The 14,662-nt window shown below is 64.8% G+C and carries 16 protein-coding genes; 13 read left to right on the top strand and 3 right to left on the bottom strand.

What is annotated here, in order from left to right; translation table 11 throughout:
* From EOD15_RS14220 to EOD15_RS14210, 3 genes are all read left to right on the top strand, one after another.
* On the top strand, nucleotides 1–851 hold an 851-nt coding region (locus EOD15_RS14220; protein ID WP_127408573.1), incomplete at its 5' end, for a helix-turn-helix domain-containing protein.
* 36 nt (nucleotides 852–887) lie between these two features.
* Nucleotides 888–1,520, top strand: coding sequence for a PQQ-binding-like beta-propeller repeat protein (locus EOD15_RS14215; protein ID WP_127320449.1), 633 nt, complete (start codon nucleotides 888–890; stop codon nucleotides 1,518–1,520).
* 144 nt (nucleotides 1,521–1,664) lie between these two features.
* Nucleotides 1,665–2,513, top strand: coding sequence for an aldo/keto reductase (locus tag EOD15_RS14210; RefSeq protein WP_127320450.1), 849 nt, complete (start codon nucleotides 1,665–1,667; stop codon nucleotides 2,511–2,513).
* 73 nt (nucleotides 2,514–2,586) lie between these two features.
* Here the strand turns inward: EOD15_RS14210 and EOD15_RS14205 are convergent, their stop codons facing one another.
* On the bottom strand, nucleotides 2,587–2,892 hold the full coding sequence (locus tag EOD15_RS14205; RefSeq protein WP_127320451.1) for a hypothetical protein: 306 nt from the start codon (nucleotides 2,890–2,892) through the stop codon (nucleotides 2,587–2,589).
* Between the two features lie 208 nt (nucleotides 2,893–3,100).
* Here EOD15_RS14205 and EOD15_RS14200 point away from each other — a divergent pair, with 208 nt between their 5' ends.
* A complete protein-coding gene (locus EOD15_RS14200) occupies nucleotides 3,101–4,603 on the top strand; it encodes an ATP-binding protein (RefSeq protein WP_127297074.1) in 1,503 nt (500 codons plus the stop codon).
* Between the two features lie 127 nt (nucleotides 4,604–4,730).
* Here the strand turns inward: EOD15_RS14200 and EOD15_RS14195 are convergent, their stop codons facing one another.
* Together EOD15_RS14195 and EOD15_RS14190 are read right to left on the bottom strand one after the other, a co-directional pair.
* Entirely contained in the window at nucleotides 4,731–5,513 is a 783-nt protein-coding gene (locus EOD15_RS14195; RefSeq protein ID WP_127320452.1) for an SDR family oxidoreductase, read from the bottom strand.
* 173 nt (nucleotides 5,514–5,686) lie between these two features.
* Nucleotides 5,687–5,965 (bottom strand): usg protein, encoded by a 279-nt coding sequence (locus EOD15_RS14190; RefSeq protein ID WP_127320453.1) that lies wholly within the window; start codon nucleotides 5,963–5,965, stop codon nucleotides 5,687–5,689.
* Nucleotides 5,966–6,294: 329 nt separating this feature from the next.
* Between EOD15_RS14190 and groES the strand changes: the two genes are divergently transcribed.
* The 9 genes from groES to EOD15_RS14145 all read left to right on the top strand — a co-directional run bounded on the left by groES (nucleotide 6,295) and on the right by EOD15_RS14145 (nucleotide 14,463).
* Nucleotides 6,295–6,609, top strand: coding sequence for a co-chaperone GroES (gene groES, locus EOD15_RS14185; RefSeq protein ID WP_127255658.1), 315 nt, complete (start codon nucleotides 6,295–6,297; stop codon nucleotides 6,607–6,609).
* A 56-nt stretch (nucleotides 6,610–6,665) separates the two neighbouring features.
* Entirely contained in the window at nucleotides 6,666–8,297 is a 1,632-nt protein-coding gene (gene groL / locus EOD15_RS14180; protein ID WP_127301758.1) for a chaperonin GroEL, read from the top strand.
* Nucleotides 8,298–8,366: 69 nt separating this feature from the next.
* Nucleotides 8,367–8,594, top strand: coding sequence for a hypothetical protein (locus tag EOD15_RS14175; RefSeq protein WP_127320454.1), 228 nt, complete (start codon nucleotides 8,367–8,369; stop codon nucleotides 8,592–8,594).
* Nucleotides 8,595–8,686: 92 nt separating this feature from the next.
* Nucleotides 8,687–8,980: a DUF982 domain-containing protein gene (locus EOD15_RS14170; protein WP_127320455.1), complete on the top strand. Its 294-nt coding sequence runs from the start codon at nucleotides 8,687–8,689 to the stop codon at nucleotides 8,978–8,980.
* Nucleotides 8,981–9,318: 338 nt separating this feature from the next.
* Entirely contained in the window at nucleotides 9,319–10,203 is an 885-nt protein-coding gene (locus EOD15_RS14165; RefSeq protein WP_127320456.1) for an AraC family transcriptional regulator, read from the top strand.
* Nucleotides 10,204–10,450: 247 nt separating this feature from the next.
* Nucleotides 10,451–11,539 (top strand): sugar ABC transporter substrate-binding protein, encoded by a 1,089-nt coding sequence (locus EOD15_RS14160; RefSeq protein ID WP_127270010.1) that lies wholly within the window; start codon nucleotides 10,451–10,453, stop codon nucleotides 11,537–11,539.
* Nucleotides 11,540–11,634: 95 nt separating this feature from the next.
* Nucleotides 11,635–12,456, top strand: coding sequence for an ATP-binding cassette domain-containing protein (locus EOD15_RS14155; protein ID WP_127320219.1), 822 nt, complete (start codon nucleotides 11,635–11,637; stop codon nucleotides 12,454–12,456).
* On the top strand, nucleotides 12,453–13,712 hold the full coding sequence (locus tag EOD15_RS14150; RefSeq protein ID WP_127408572.1) for a sugar ABC transporter permease: 1,260 nt from the start codon (nucleotides 12,453–12,455) through the stop codon (nucleotides 13,710–13,712). The genes EOD15_RS14155 and EOD15_RS14150 overlap by 4 nt, the downstream gene beginning before the upstream one ends.
* A gap of 22 nt (nucleotides 13,713–13,734) precedes the next feature.
* Entirely contained in the window at nucleotides 13,735–14,463 is a 729-nt protein-coding gene (locus tag EOD15_RS14145) for an SDR family oxidoreductase (protein WP_127320215.1), read from the top strand.
* Nucleotides 14,464–14,662 lie beyond the last annotated feature (199 nt).

Here is a 14,662-nt window from a genome sequence, read left to right as displayed (position 1 = left end):
GTCTCGACGAGGCCGAAGACGTGCTGGCCGGGCTCGATCCGATGCCGCTTCCACCGGCCTCGCGCGCCGCCCACGAGCTTGCCGTCGCCGGCTTCGTCTTGAGGCGCCGCATCGCGATGCCGGCGCGCAGGGCGTTGGAGTGGGCACGCCACGCCGCCCGCCAGGCCGGCATTGCGGGGCTCATCGCTGAAGTCGACCGCGCATTCCTGGCGCTGGACACGCCTGCGGCGCGGCTGATCGCGGCTGGCGAGCAGCGCCCGTTGCTGCTTGAGGACGTCGAAGCGTTGCAGGCGTCGCCGGCATTGCTGGTCGATAGCTTTCGCTATGTCGTGCGCCAACAGGAGAAAACGGTCTCGCTGGCAACGCGCCCGGTGCTGTTTGCGCTGGCCCGTACGCTCGCCGAAGCGTGGCCAGGCGATGTGTCGAGGGCGAGGCTGATCGCGCAAGCCTTCGGCGGCAGGCACGCCGATGAATCGCACCGGGCGCGGCTGCGGGTCGAGATCGGCCGGCTGCGCGCCGAATTGCGCGGGCTGGCCGACATTGGCGCGACCAGCCAGGGCTTCGCGCTGGCGCCGCGCCAGGCACGCGAGGTGCTGGTGCTGGCGCGGCCGATCGAGGAGCGGCATGCTGCGGTGCTGGCTTTCCTTGCCGACGGTGAATCCTGGGCGAGTTCGGCGTTGGCGCTGGCGCTCGGCACCGGGCAGCGCAGCGTACAGCGGGCGCTGGAACAGCTTGGCGAGGCCGGCAAGGTGCAGTTTTTCGGTCACGGCCGGGCGCGCCGCTGGATGACGCCTCCAGTGGTTGGATTCACGACCACCTTGTTACTCCCGGCCCCGCTGCCGAGCGGTTAGGAAGTGACATCGGATCATCTCAATGAGGACAAGGACATGAAACAGTCTACGGCCGAAATCCTGCGCGAATACGGACCCTTTGCCGACGTGGAGAGGGTGCATGGGGTGAGCTTTGACGGCAGCAATGTCTGGTTCGCCTCGGGCGAGAAGCTGAACGCCTTCGACCCGGAAAACGGCCAAGCGCTGCGCTCGATCGACGTCGCGGCGCATGCCGGCACCGCCTGGGACGGCCAGCACTTCTTCCAGCTTGCCGACGACCTGATACAGAAGATCGACCCTGATACCGGCCAGGTGCTGGCGACCATTCCGGCGCCGGGCGGCGGCGGCGATTCCGGGCTGACCTGGGCCGAAGGGACGCTCTGGGTGGGGCAATATCGCGAACGCAAGATCCACCAGATCGACCCGGAGACAGGGGCGATCCTGCGCACCATCGAATCCAACCGTTTCGTCACCGGGGTGACATGGGTCGAGGGCGAGCTGTGGCACGCCACCTGGGAAGGCGACCAGAGCGACCTGCGCCGCGTCGACCCGCGATCAGGCAAGGTTCTCGAGAAGCTCGACATGCCGGCCGGCATGGGCGTGTCGGGGCTGGAATCCGATGGCGGCGACCGCCTCTATTGCGGCAGCACATCCGCCGGAGTGGTGAGGGCGGTGCGCCGGCCGCGGTGAGGATGCGGCCGACGCCGAAGTCACACTTGCAGGCGCACTTCCCACGGCAATTTGTCCGCTGTCGGCTGGTCGTCGCATCCTGTCGGACTTAGATAGGCTGTGCACCGGGCAGACCGCCCGGACCCGCTTTGCAAAGGATCCCCCATGCCTGAACAGCCCATCATGCCCGAACAGATTGCATTGAACGACGGCTCCGCCATTCCCCAGCTCGGCCTTGGCGTGTGGCAGGTCGACCAGGATATTACCGCCGAGGTGGTGGGTTGGGGCATCGAGGCCGGCTATCGCCTGATCGACACCGCCGAAGGCTACCAGAACGAGGAAGGGGTTGGAGAGGCGATCCGCAGCGCCGGCGTGTCGCGGGCTGAGCTGTTCATCACCTCGAAACTGCGCAACGGCGCACACCAGCGCGATGCGGCGCTACGCGCCTTCGATGACACCATGGCCAAGCTCGGCATTGAGCAGATCGACCTGTTCCTGATCCACTGGCCTGTGCCCAGCCAGGACAAATATGTCGAGGCCTGGAAGACGCTGGTCGAACTCCGGCAGGCCGGCCGCATCAAGTCGATCGGCGTTTCGAACTTCAACCAGGATCATCTGGAGCGGATCATCGCGGAAACCGGCGTGACGCCCGTCGTCAACCAGATCGAGTTGCATCCCCAGTTCCAGCAGCGCGGTGTCAGGGACTTTCACGCCAAGCACGACATCCGTATCGAAAGCTGGAGCCCGTTGGGCAGCGGCCGGCTGCTCGGCGATCCGACCATTTCAGGCATCGCCAAAAAACATGGCAAGTCCGTCGCCCAGGCGATCATCCGCTGGCATCTCCAAGAGGGGCTGATCGTCATTCCAAAGTCGATCCGCAGGGATCGCATCGCCGCCAATTTCGATGTCTTCGATTTTGAACTGGATGCCCAGGACCTGCAGACGATCCGCGGCATGGATTCCCCCGAAGGCCGCAACGGGCCCAACCCCGCCACGGCCGCGTTCCTGTTCTGAGGACTGCCGACCGCGAAGCTGCCGATCTCCCGCACGAGGGGGAGATTGGCCAATCTCCGGCCTCTCCGCGCGCTTAAATCCCGGACCCATCCAGCTGCTGGGCGTCTTCGCCTTCCCAGGGCGCTGGCATGGACGCACGGCTGATGTTTGCCGTCGGCAACGGCATCCAGCACTTCAGTTCCGGGTCGGCATATTCGATGACGCGCCCGGGCGAGGAGTCCGACGCGCGCCAGCCTTCCGAGGCGAACTGGTCAGCACGCGACCAATAGGCAAGGTCTACTTCCGCCGGTCCCTGTTCGGACGGACGCACCGTGACCAGGATGCGGCTGCCATCCTTCGGCGCCGTCGACATGTGGCGCCACCGTTCGGGCTCGTCCATCGCATTCCTCCTCGCACTCGTAGCGTTGGGTGGAGTGTCGCCTCGTGGTCCGAAGGGGTCAACCCAAAGTTTGCGCCAGGCATCGGCTGATGACCCCTCCAGGCGGTGCCTGCACAGTTGTGCGCAACACGCCGCAGGCGGTCATGCACGCTCGACGGGCTGTGACCCAGTTGATAAGCCCGTCTGCGAAAGGAGCGCCTGAGTCGAGATGACCGTTGCGATCGAGATGGGACAGACGACCGCGGGCGCCCCGGCGAAGCTGGATCTTGAGGAACTGCTCGCGACTCGCCTTTTGGTGCAGGGCAATTCAGGCTCCGGCAAGTCGCATCTGCTGCGGCGCCTGCTGGAGCAGAGCGCACCCTGGGTGCAGCAGACCATCATCGATCCCGAGGGCGACTTCGTCTCGCTGGGCGATCGTTACGGCCATCTGGTGATCGATGCCGAGCAGCATACCGAGCGCGGCCTGCAGGCGGCCGGCGAGCGGGCGCGCATGCATCGCGTCTCCACCGTGCTCAATCTCGAAGGACTCGACGCCGAGAACCAGATGCGACGTGCGGCCGCCTTCCTCGGCGGGCTGTTCGAGGTCGCCCGTGACCACTGGTACCCGATGCTGGTGGTGGTGGACGAGGCGCAGCTGTTCGCGCCGGCGGTGGCCGGAGAGGTGTCGGACGAAGCGCGAAAGCTCTCGCTCGGCGCCATGACCAATTTGATGTGTCGTGGCCGCAAGCGCGGGCTGGCCGGCATCATTGCCACCCAGCGGCTGGCCAAGCTCGCCAAGAACGTCGCCGCCGAGGCGTCCAATTTTCTCATGGGCCGCACCTTCCTCGATATCGACATGGCGCGCGCCGCCGATCTTCTGGGCATGGAGCGCCGCCAGGCGGAAGCGTTCCGCGATCTGGAACGCGGGCAGTTCATGGCGCTCGGCCCGGCCCTGTCGCGCCGTCCGCTGGGGCTGCGCATCGGCCCGACCGACACCAGCCCGCGCAACGGCACGCCGCGGCTCATGGCAATGCCGGAATCCGCGCTGGAAGACGCACGCGCGATCATCCTGGCGGCGCCGCCACCCGAGACGGTGCGCACGCCGCGCCGCCCGGCGTCGCCGGACCTGCTCGACCAGCTGATGGCGGCCAAATCGGCGGCACTGGAAATGCGCCCCGAGCCGGCGGAGCCGCAAATCAGCGCCGAGGATCTGGCCGAGCGTCGTGAGCGCGTCGACCGTGTGCTGCGCGCCATCCTGGCGCAGCCCGATGCGGGTTTTCGCGTGATCGGCGTTCTCTATCAGGAATTCGTGGTCCGCTGCCGCATAGAAGGCCTCGCGTCGGTCGTGCCGGACCTGCCGGAGTTCCGCCGCATGCTGACGCGCGCCCGTGCCGGCCTTGGTTCCGAGACGACGCAGGATGACGCGTGGCGGGACGTTTCCGTCCGCGCGTCGCTGCTGCCCGACGACATGCAGGGCGTATTCATGATGATTGCCCGCGCGGCGAAAGAGGGCTGGCCGTGCCCGAGCGACGCCGCGATCGCCCGTGCCTACGGCTCGCACTCGCTGCGCCGCGCCCGGCGCCTCTTGACCTATATCGAGGAGCAGGGGCTCATCGTCTGCCAACTCGACGGGACAGGCCGGCGCACCGTGACGCTGGTCGAATTGGCCTGGGCCACCGCACCGGGAGATCCGAATGCCGAGGAGGTGGAGCAGGGGAGCCTGGCGCTGTGAGGCGGCGCGGGTGCTTTGAGCGAATGGGGCGATAGGCTTTTTCAGTCACCCTCATCGCGACCAACTTCTGACGGCAACGGTGCCGACGCGAAATGCGTCATGCAGGGCGCATGCGTTTCGATGGCGCTCACCGGTTCGCCCCGATCACCCACTGTTCCTGGTCGACGAGCGTGCCGGTTATCGGCCCGGCAGCATCCGAAAGCAGGAAGACGGCGAGGTTGGCGATGTCGCTCGTCGAGAACAGGCGGCCGAAGGGTTGCGAAGCGTTGGCGGCATCGAGCCAGCCCGGCCCGTTGCCCAACGTGTCGGCCTGCATGACACGTTCGGCCGGCGTGTCGGTCCAGCCGACATTGATGCCGTTGACGCGGATGCGATCGAAGCGATGGGCATTGGCGGCGTTTTTGGTCAGCGTGGCCAGCGCGCCCTTGCTGGCGGAATAGACGGCGAGTTCCGGCGAGCCGCAATGGGCGTTGATCGACAGGATGTTGACGATGGCGCCGCCCTGGCCACGCTTCTTCATGTCGGCGATGGCCGCCTGCATGAGGAAGAACGGTGCCCGCGCGTTGACCGCAAACAGCGAGGCCCAGCCGTCGAGATCGGCGTCGAGGAACGAGGCCCGGTCGGTCAGCCCTGCGGCGTTGACCAGCGCATCGATGCGGCCGAAGCGCTCGATGCAGGCTTGCGCCAAAAGGGCAGGGGCCGCCGGGTCGGCGAGGTCCGCGGCGACGAAGACCGCCGGCGTGCCGAGCCGCGAGAGCTCTTCCGCCACGGCATCGCCGCGGGTCTTCTCGCGCCCGGTGACGAGCAGGCCGCCGGCGCCGCAGCGCGCCAGCGTCTCGGCGATGGCGCGGCCGATGCCTTGCGTCGAGCCGGTGACCAGCGCCACCTTGCCGTTGAGCTGAAGCTCCATTCCTCTTCCCCACCTCGCATCTGGTTTTAGGCTAGCGCGGCAGGATCGTTTTACAACATGGAAATTGGAAATCTTGGAGCGGAGATTGTTGGCGCTGCGTGGGGCCGGCAAGAGCCTGCTCCAACGTCGTCGCTCCGGGGGCGAAGCAGGAGCGGAGTCCGTCCCAAAGACCTCTAGTGGACCGTGATGATGCCCTCGACGGCTCGCCATTCCGAAGGCCGGATGAGCCGGTGATGAGCAACGCGGACCGAGTGCAGCGGACCGTCGAGTTCGCGCTCCCAATATTGGAGAAAGCCCTTGAGTTCGGGAAAGGCCGGAGCGAGATCATAGTCTTGCCAGACATAGAGCTGAAGCAGGCTCGGATGATCAGGCAGGTGATAGTGGATTTCGGCCGTCGTCAGGCCATAACCTTCCATTTGCAGGCGGAATTCGCTGCTGACAGTATCGGCCATGTCTTTCTCCTTCTCTCTCCGTTCAGGCGTCCAGCCCGCGACGTCCGTATTGAACTCGCCCGATGCCATGCCGGGACGATCGGTTCCTCTTCAAACAACGTCGCGAGAACGTCGGGGTTCCGAAAATAGCCACGCCAGAACAGTGTGTTGGCGCTCTTTCTGGTCGAATGTAAAAATTTTTTCGCCGGTCTCTTGAAACCGAAAAACGGCAAAACTAGCTCGATATGCGCCGCGATGCCGAAGAAGGGTCGCGGCGTTCCGCACCGGTCCGATATTGCCGGTTCGGTGCGGAGGAACCTCAAAACCTGTTTGTCCACGAGGAGAACGACATGGCGTTCCGTCCATTGCATGACCGCATTCTGGTCCGCCGCCTTGAAGCCGAGGAGAAGACCTCCGGCGGCATCATCATCCCCGATACCGCAAAGGAAAAACCGCAGGAAGGTGAAGTGCTCGCCGTCGGTCCCGGCGCGCGCGACGACAGCGGCAAGCTTGTCGAACTCGATGTCAAGGTCGGCGACCGCATCCTGTTCGGCAAATGGTCCGGCACCGAAATCAAACTCGACGGCGAGGACCTGCTCATCATGAAGGAAAGCGACGTGATGGGTGTCATCGATGAGATCGCCGAAGTGAAGAAGGCCGCCTGACGGCTTCTTCGTATCCATCCAGTCAACGAATGCTGCCTAGGTAAAGGAGTGATCCAATGGCTGCCAAAGAAGTGAAATTCCATACCGAAGCGCGCGAGAAGATGCTGCGCGGCGTCGACATCCTTGCCAATGCGGTGAAGGTGACGCTCGGTCCCAAGGGGCGCAATGTCGTCATTGACAAGTCGTTCGGCGCGCCGCGCATCACCAAGGACGGTGTCACCGTGGCCAAGGAGATCGAACTGGAAGACAAGTTCGAGAATATGGGCGCCCAGATGGTGCGCGAAGTGGCTTCCAAGACCAACGACCTTGCCGGCGACGGCACGACGACCGCAACGGTGCTTGCACAGGCGATCGTCAGGGAAGGGGCCAAGGCGGTTGCCTCGGGCATGAACCCGATGGATTTGAAGCGCGGCATCGACAAGGCGGTCGATGCGGTGGTCGCCGAACTGAAGACCAATGCCCGCAAGGTCACCCGAAACGACGAGATCGCGCAGGTAGGCACCATCTCCGCCAATGGCGATGCCGAGATCGGCCGTTTCCTCGCCGAGGCGATGGAGAAGGTCGGCAATGAAGGTGTCATCACGGTGGAGGAGGCCAAGACCGCCGAGACCGAACTCGAAGTCGTGGAAGGCATGCAGTTCGACCGCGGCTATCTCTCGCCCTATTTCATCACCAACCAGGACAAGATGCGCGTCGAACTCGATGAGCCTTATGTGCTGATCCACGAGAAGAAGCTCTCCAACCTGCAAGCGATGCTGCCCGTGCTTGAAGCCGTGGTGCAGTCGGGCAAGCCGCTCTTGATCATCGCCGAGGATGTGGAAGGCGAGGCGCTGGCGACGCTGGTCGTCAACAAGCTGCGCGGCGGCCTCAAGGTCGCGGCCGTCAAGGCGCCGGGCTTCGGCGACCGCCGCAAGGCCATGCTGGAAGACATCGCCATTCTCACCGGCGGCACCGCGATCTCGGAAGATCTCGGCATCAAGCTGGAAAACGTGACGCTGCAGATGCTGGGCCGGGCCAAGAAAGTGGTGATCGAGAAGGAAAACACCACCATCGTCGACGGTGTCGGCCGCAAGGAAGAGATCCAGGGCCGTGTCGCGCAGATCAAGGCGCAGATCGAGGAGACCACCTCCGACTACGACCGCGAGAAGCTGCAGGAGCGGCTGGCCAAACTCGCCGGCGGCGTTGCGGTGATCCGGGTCGGCGGCTCGACCGAAGTCGAGGTCAAGGAGCGCAAGGACCGCGTCGACGATGCGCTGCATGCGACCCGCGCGGCCGTCGAGGAGGGCGTGCTGCCTGGCGGCGGTGTCGCGCTGTTGCGGGCAGCCAAGGCGCTCGATGCCGTGCAGACCGACAATGCGGACCAGAAGACTGGCGTCGATATCGTGCGCCGTGCCATCGAAACGCCGGTCCGGCAGATCGCCGAGAATGCCGGCGCCGAAGGCTCGATCATCGTCGGCAAGCTGCGCGAGAAAAGCGAATTCGGCTGGGGCTGGAACGCCCAGACCAACGAATTCGGCGATCTCTACGGCCAAGGCGTCATCGACCCGGCCAAGGTGGTGCGCACCGCGCTCCAAGACGCGGCATCGGTCGCCGGCCTGCTGGTGACCACGGAGGCGATGGTGGCCGAGAAGCCGAAGAAGGAAGCCGCCGCCCCGGCAATGCCCGCCGGCGCCGGCATGGACTTCTGAGGTCGAGGCCAATCCGCCCGCTTCCCTGGCGGGGAGCGGGCGTCAGTCGAAGAGAAAGTGGAGGTAAAGATGGACGCAATGGCTGGCCTCGGATCCGTACCGGCTCCTACGCACCAGGCGAAGGAATTCCTGGCCTATGAAACAGAATGCAGGAACATGCTGAAGCCGCTGTTGGCAGGGCTGCTCGAAATGGCTGAAGCCGCCGGCTGGAACCGGCGAACCGCGGCGTCGGCACTGATGTTCCTCGCCGCGCAGCAAGTGTCGGCAACATCCGAGGTATCCGCCGGCAGCGGTTGAACGGGAATCGGCCAGTCCATTCACCTATCCGCGGCGGGCCGCGCTCCCGGTGCTCGGCCCGCTACAGGCACAATCGAGAGGAGGCACAAGCCATGAATCGCGGGCAATTTGAGGAACCGGTCACCCTTCTGGTCGGAATGGGCTTTCCGAGGAAGATCGACAGCGTGATGGAAGCTTACGCACTGCTGCAGGACTGGCCGAGCGCCGGCCGCAACGGCGCCCATGCCGTCGCGCTCAACGCTTGCAAGGCGGGCATCGTCGGCGAGATCGATCCGGAAACGGTGCGGGCCACGCTGGTCAGCTTCGCGCGCCGCCACGACATACTGGTGCCGGAGATGGTTTCGCCGCTCGCGACGGCGGCCGGTGGTGCGCTGCGCACGAGGTGAACTGACGATGACGGCGCTGCAACAGCGCCTGAACATGCTGTTCTTGCGACAGGCCAGGCGCCCACCGGAGACGTCGGAATTCCTGTCTCGGGCGGCAGCATTCTCGTTGGTCAATTGAGCGAACGCGTCAGCAAGACTGACCTGTTCTGCCCGAATAGCGCTTCTGAGCGCCGCCTCCCGGTTAAAAAAGTATCATCCGTTGTCTTGAATCGTGGTGGCGCCTGTTGTCATGAGCCGGTACCTTGGCTCTTGAAATGCAGAGCCGAAACCAATTCGGCCGGTTTAGGGAATTGGGCCGAACGCGGCAGATATCCGTGCCGGCCCGGGAGGAAACGGACATGGAACCGGACCTGGAAGTTGTCCAGATACGACGCGGTGAGTCCTTCAAGGCGTGGTCGCACGGCTATCCCTTCCATACGGTGCGCTGGCACTTCCATCCCGAATATGAACTGCATCAGGTGATCTTCACCAACGGCCGCTATTTCGTCGGCGACTTCATCGGCGAGTTCGAGCCGGGCAATCTGGTGCTGACGGGGCCGAACCTGCCGCACAATTGGGTCAGCGATATCCCCCGGGACAGCTCGATCCCGTTGCGCGGCCGCATCATCCAGTTTTCAGAAAGCTTCATCGGCGATGCCATGCACGTGCTGCCGGAGTTGGCGGGACTTGCGGCTCTGCTCGAGGCTTCGCGGCGCGGCGTGCTGTTTTCCAGCCGCACCAGCAAGGCGCTGGCGCCGCTGATGGAAGAGATGATGCAGGCGCAAGGCGTGCGCCGCATCGAACTGTTCATGATGATCGCCGGCCTGCTCAGCCGCGCCCAGGAATTCCAGCTTTTGGCCAGCGCCAGCTACCGGCCCGATCCCTCCGGCTACATGACCGCCGGCATGAACAAGGCGCTCGCCTATATCAGGGAGAACCTGACGCAGTTGTTCGACGAGGCGGATCTCGCCGCCATCGCCGGCCAGTCGACCGGTGCGTTCTCGCGCTCGTTTCGCCGTCACACCGGCATGTCGCTGGTGCAGTATGTGAAGCGGCTGCGCATCAATCTCGCTTGCCAGATCCTGATGAGCGACGAGCAGGCCTCGATCACCGACATTTGCTACGAGGTCGGCTTCAACAATCTGTCCAATTTCAACCGGCAGTTCCTGGCGGAGAAGGGCATGCCGCCCTCGCGCTTCAGGCGCCTGCTGGCCGACAACATCAACGCGGGAAAAGCCGCTTAACGGAGGAGCCAGGGAGGAACCAAGGGAGGATTTTTTCTTTTGCAGGACGACGTGAGCCGCGTGGAGCGGTTCGCGATGGAAAACGCTTGTCTCGAATTCCTCCGTCGGCGGAGGTTGTCGGCGCGGCTCGAAAGGCCGGCGCCGGGTCCCGGTTCCCAATGCAGTTTGGGCGAGGGCGGATGGGTGTCTTCAGACCAAAGCAGTCAACGACCTTCTTACAACCATATCCAGAAACGGAGAAGACCGAATGACCAAACTCTCATCTTCATTGAAGTCTGCCGGCAAGTCCGCCGGTGTGGCAGCCCTTGCGCTGTCGCTGCTGGCCGGCACCGCCGCGATCGCCAGGGCCGCCGAAGTCACCGACGCGACCGTCGCCTTCCTGATGCCCGACCAGGCCTCGACCCGCTACGAGCAGCATGATTATCCCGGCTTCGCTGCCGAGATGAAGAAGCTGTGCCCGGGCTGCAAGGTGCTCTACCAGAATGCCGATGCCGACGCCTCGCGCCAGCAGCAGCAGTTCAACTCGGTGATCTCGCAGGGCGCCAAGGCGATCGTGCTCGACCCGGTCGACTCGACCGCCGCCGCTTCGCTGGTCAAGCTGGCGCAGAGCCAGGGCATCAAGGTCATCGCCTATGACCGGCCGATCCCGACAGCGCCGGCCGATTTCTATGTGTCGTTCAACAATGAAGGCATCGGCAAGGCCATCGCCGACTCGCTGGTCGAGCACCTGAAGGCGCTGAAGGTCGATCCGGCCAGCGGCGGTGTGCTGCAGATCAACGGCTCGCCGACCGACGCGGCGGCCGGCCTGATCAAGAAGGGCATCCATGCCGGCCTCGACAATAGCGGCTACAAGATCCTGGCCGAATACGACACGCCGGAATGGGCGCCGCCGAAGGCGCAGCAATGGGCCGGCGGCCAGATCACCCGCTTCGGACCAAAAATCCTCGGCGTGGTTGCGGCCAATGACGGCACCGGCGGCGGCGCGATCGCGGCCTTCAAGGCGGCCGGCGTCGATCCGGTGCCGCCGGTGACCGGCAATGACGCCACGATCGCGGCACTTCAGCTGATCATCGCCGGCGACCAGTACAACACCATCTCCAAGCCGAGCGAGATCGTGGCGGCGGCCGCCGCCAACATCGCTATCAAGCTGCTTTCGGGCGAGACGCCGAAGGCCGAGATGACGCTGTACGACACGCCCTCGCAGCTGTTCACGCCAGCCGTGGTGACGCAGGAAAACCTGAAGGCCGAGATCATCGACAAGAAGATCAACACTGCGGCCGAGCTCTGCGTCGATCGTTACGCGGAAGGCTGCAAGAAGCTGGGCATCGGGAACTGACCGCGACCCTTGCCCGCTCCGCTGCCTGGCCACCGCGCGGTGGCCAGGCAGCGCTCATCCGACATTTTTGAACCGGTTTTGAAAGGCTTCCTGGCATGATCGATACCCCGGACGAACCGGTTCCGGCAGGCGAGCTGGTGCTCAGCCTGCGCGGCGTTTCGAAGAATTTCGGCGCCGTTTCGGCGCTCACCGACATCGATCTCGATGTCCATGCCGGCGAGGTGGTGGCGCTGGTCGGCGACAATGGCGCCGGCAAGTCGACCCTGGTCAAGATCCTGGCCGGCGTGCATCAGCCGAGTTCGGGCACCATCAATTATCGCGGCCAACAGGTGACACTTGCAGATCCGAGTGCGGCGCTGACGCTCGGCATAGCCACCGTGTTCCAGGATCTGGCGCTGTGCGAGAACCTCGACATCGTCGCCAACATCTTTCTCGGCCGTGAGCTCAACCCGCTGCGGCTGGACGAGGTGGCGATGGAAGTGCGCGCCTGGACGCTGCTCAACGAGCTATCAGCGCGTATCCCAAGCGTTCGCGAAGTGGTCGCGTCACTGTCGGGCGGCCAGCGCCAGACGGTGGCGATCGCCCGCTCGCTGCTGCTCGAACCCAAGCTCATCCTGCTCGACGAGCCGACGGCCGCACTTGGCGTGGCGCAGACGGCGGAGGTCCTCAACCTGATCGAGCGGGTGCGTGACCGCGGCCTCGGCGTCGTCATCATCAGCCACAATATGGAAGACGTGCGCGCCGTCGCCGACCGCATCGTCGTGCTGCGGCTTGGCCGCAACAACGGCATCTTCTCCCCCGACGCCTCGAACCAGGAACTGGTCAGCGCCATCACCGGCGCATCGAACAATTCGGTGTCGCGCCGCGCCGAGCGGAGACAGGCCAGGCAAGACCAAACCCAGGAGCCACGCCCATGAGCCGCGAAGCCGAACAGGCCGCCCCCGTGCCGCCGCAGCTCGACCGCGCCGATGTGCGCGTCAAGCATGAGGCGGGGATCGGCGGCGCCATCCGCAGGTTCTTCGACCGTGTCCGCTCCGGCGATCTCGGCTCGCTGCCGGTGATCGTCGGCCTGGTCATCATCTGGACGGTGTTCGCCAGCATCAACCCGATCTTCCTGTCATCAAGCAATCTGGTCAATCTGCTGTTCGATTGCTCCACCGTCGGCGTCATCGCGCTGGGCATCGTCTGCGTCTTGATGGTCGGCGAAATCGACCTGTCTGTCGGTTCGATCAGCGGCTTTGCCTCGGCGATGGTCGGCACGCTGTGGGTCAACCAGGGCTGGCCGGTGGCGCTCGCCATTCTGGCCGCTGTCGCTGTCGGCGGCTTTATCGGCGCACTGTACGCGCTGCTGTTCAACCGGCTGGGCATGCCGAGCTTCGTCTCGACGCTGGCCGGTCTGCTGGCGGTGCTTGGCCTGCAGCTCTACATTCTCGGCTCGATCGGCTCGATCAATCTGCCCTACGGCTCGAACCTGGTGAATTTCGGCCAGCTGCTGATGATGCCGAAATTTGTTTCGTTCGCTCTGGCGGCCGTGCCCGGCATCGTCATGCTGGTCACCGGCCTGCGCACCGTTACGCGCCGCCGCGCCGCCAACCTGTCGGCGCCATCGGCCGGCGGCCTGGTTATACGGGCGGTGGTGATCACGGTCATTCTCGAACTCATCGTCTTCTATCTCAACCAGGCGCGCGGCATTCCGTGGATGTTCGGCCTGTTCGTCGGCCTGGTCATATCGATGCATTACGCGCTGACGCGGACCAAATGGGGCCGCTCGATGTCGGCGGTCGGCGGTAACCGCGAGGCGGCAAGGCGCGCCGGCATCAATGTGCGGCTGATCTATTCCAGCGCCTTCGTGCTGTGCTCGATGCTGGCTGCTTTCGGCGGCGTGCTGTCGGCGGCCCGCCTTGCCTCGGCCAGCCAGCAGGCCGGCACCGGCGACGTCAACCTCAACGCCATCGCGGCAGCCGTCATCGGCGGCACCAGCCTGTTCGGCGGTCGCGGCAGTGCGTATTCGGCGCTGCTCGGCATCATCGTCATCCAGTCGATCGCCAGCGGCCTGACGCTGCTCGATCTGTCCTCGTCGCTTCGGTACATGATCACCGGCGCCGTGCTTGCCATCGCTGTCATCGTCGACTCGCTGGCACGTCGCTCGCGTGTCTCCCATGGCCGGGCCTGAACCCATCAACAGGAAGCAAGACATGAGCCAAGAACTGTCCGGAAAAGTTGCCGCCGTCACCGGCGCGGCATCAGGCATCGGCCTCGAATGCGCCAGGCATATGCTGGCGTCCGGCGCCACCGTGGTGCTGGTCGACCGTGCCGAGGCGACCCTGAACAAACTCTGCGCCGAACTCGGCCCCAAGGCGATCCCGCTGGTCATCGACCTGATGCAGCCGGCCAGCGTCGCCACCATGATGCCGCAGATTCTGGAGAGGGCCGGCCAACTCGACATCTTCCATGCCAATGCCGGCGCCTATGTCGGCGGCGAGGTGGCGACCGGCGATCCCGACGCCTGGGACCGGATGCTCAACCTCAACATCAATGCCTGCTTCCGCTCGATCCAGGCGGTGCTGCCGCACATGATCGAGCGCAAGACGGGCGACGTCATCGTCACCAGTTCGATTGCCGGACTGGTTCCGGTGGTCTGGGAGCCGATCTACACGGCCTCCAAGCACGCCGTGCAGGCCTTCGTCCACACGGTGCGCCGGCAGGTCGCCAAGCACGGCCTGCGCGTCGGTGCGGTGGCGCCCGGCCCGGTGGTGACGGCGCTGGTCGACGACTGGCCGAAGGCCAAGCTCGAGGAAGAACTCGCCGCCGGTGGCCTGATGCAGCCGCGCGAAGTGGCCGAAGCGGTGATGTTCATGCTGACCCGCCCGCGCAACGTGACGATCCGCGATCTGGTGATTTTGCCGCAGAGCAATGATCTCTAAGCGAATAGGGAATAGGGAGTAGCGAATAGGGAAGAACCAACGACCTACCTACTCGCTACTCGCTACTCGCTACTCGCTACTCGCCAAACCGAAGGTTTCACATGCCCCATTATCTCGGCATCGACGTCGGCACCGGCAGCGCGCGGGCCGGGGTGTTCGACCACACTGGAAACATGCTCGCCTCTGCCAAGCGCGATAT

This window comes from Mesorhizobium sp. M7A.T.Ca.US.000.02.2.1, assembly GCF_003996995.1.
Classification (GTDB): Bacteria; Pseudomonadota; Alphaproteobacteria; order Rhizobiales; family Rhizobiaceae; genus Mesorhizobium.
Note: the sequence above shows the minus strand (reverse complement) of the source record. Positions and strands in the feature narration are given on the sequence as shown.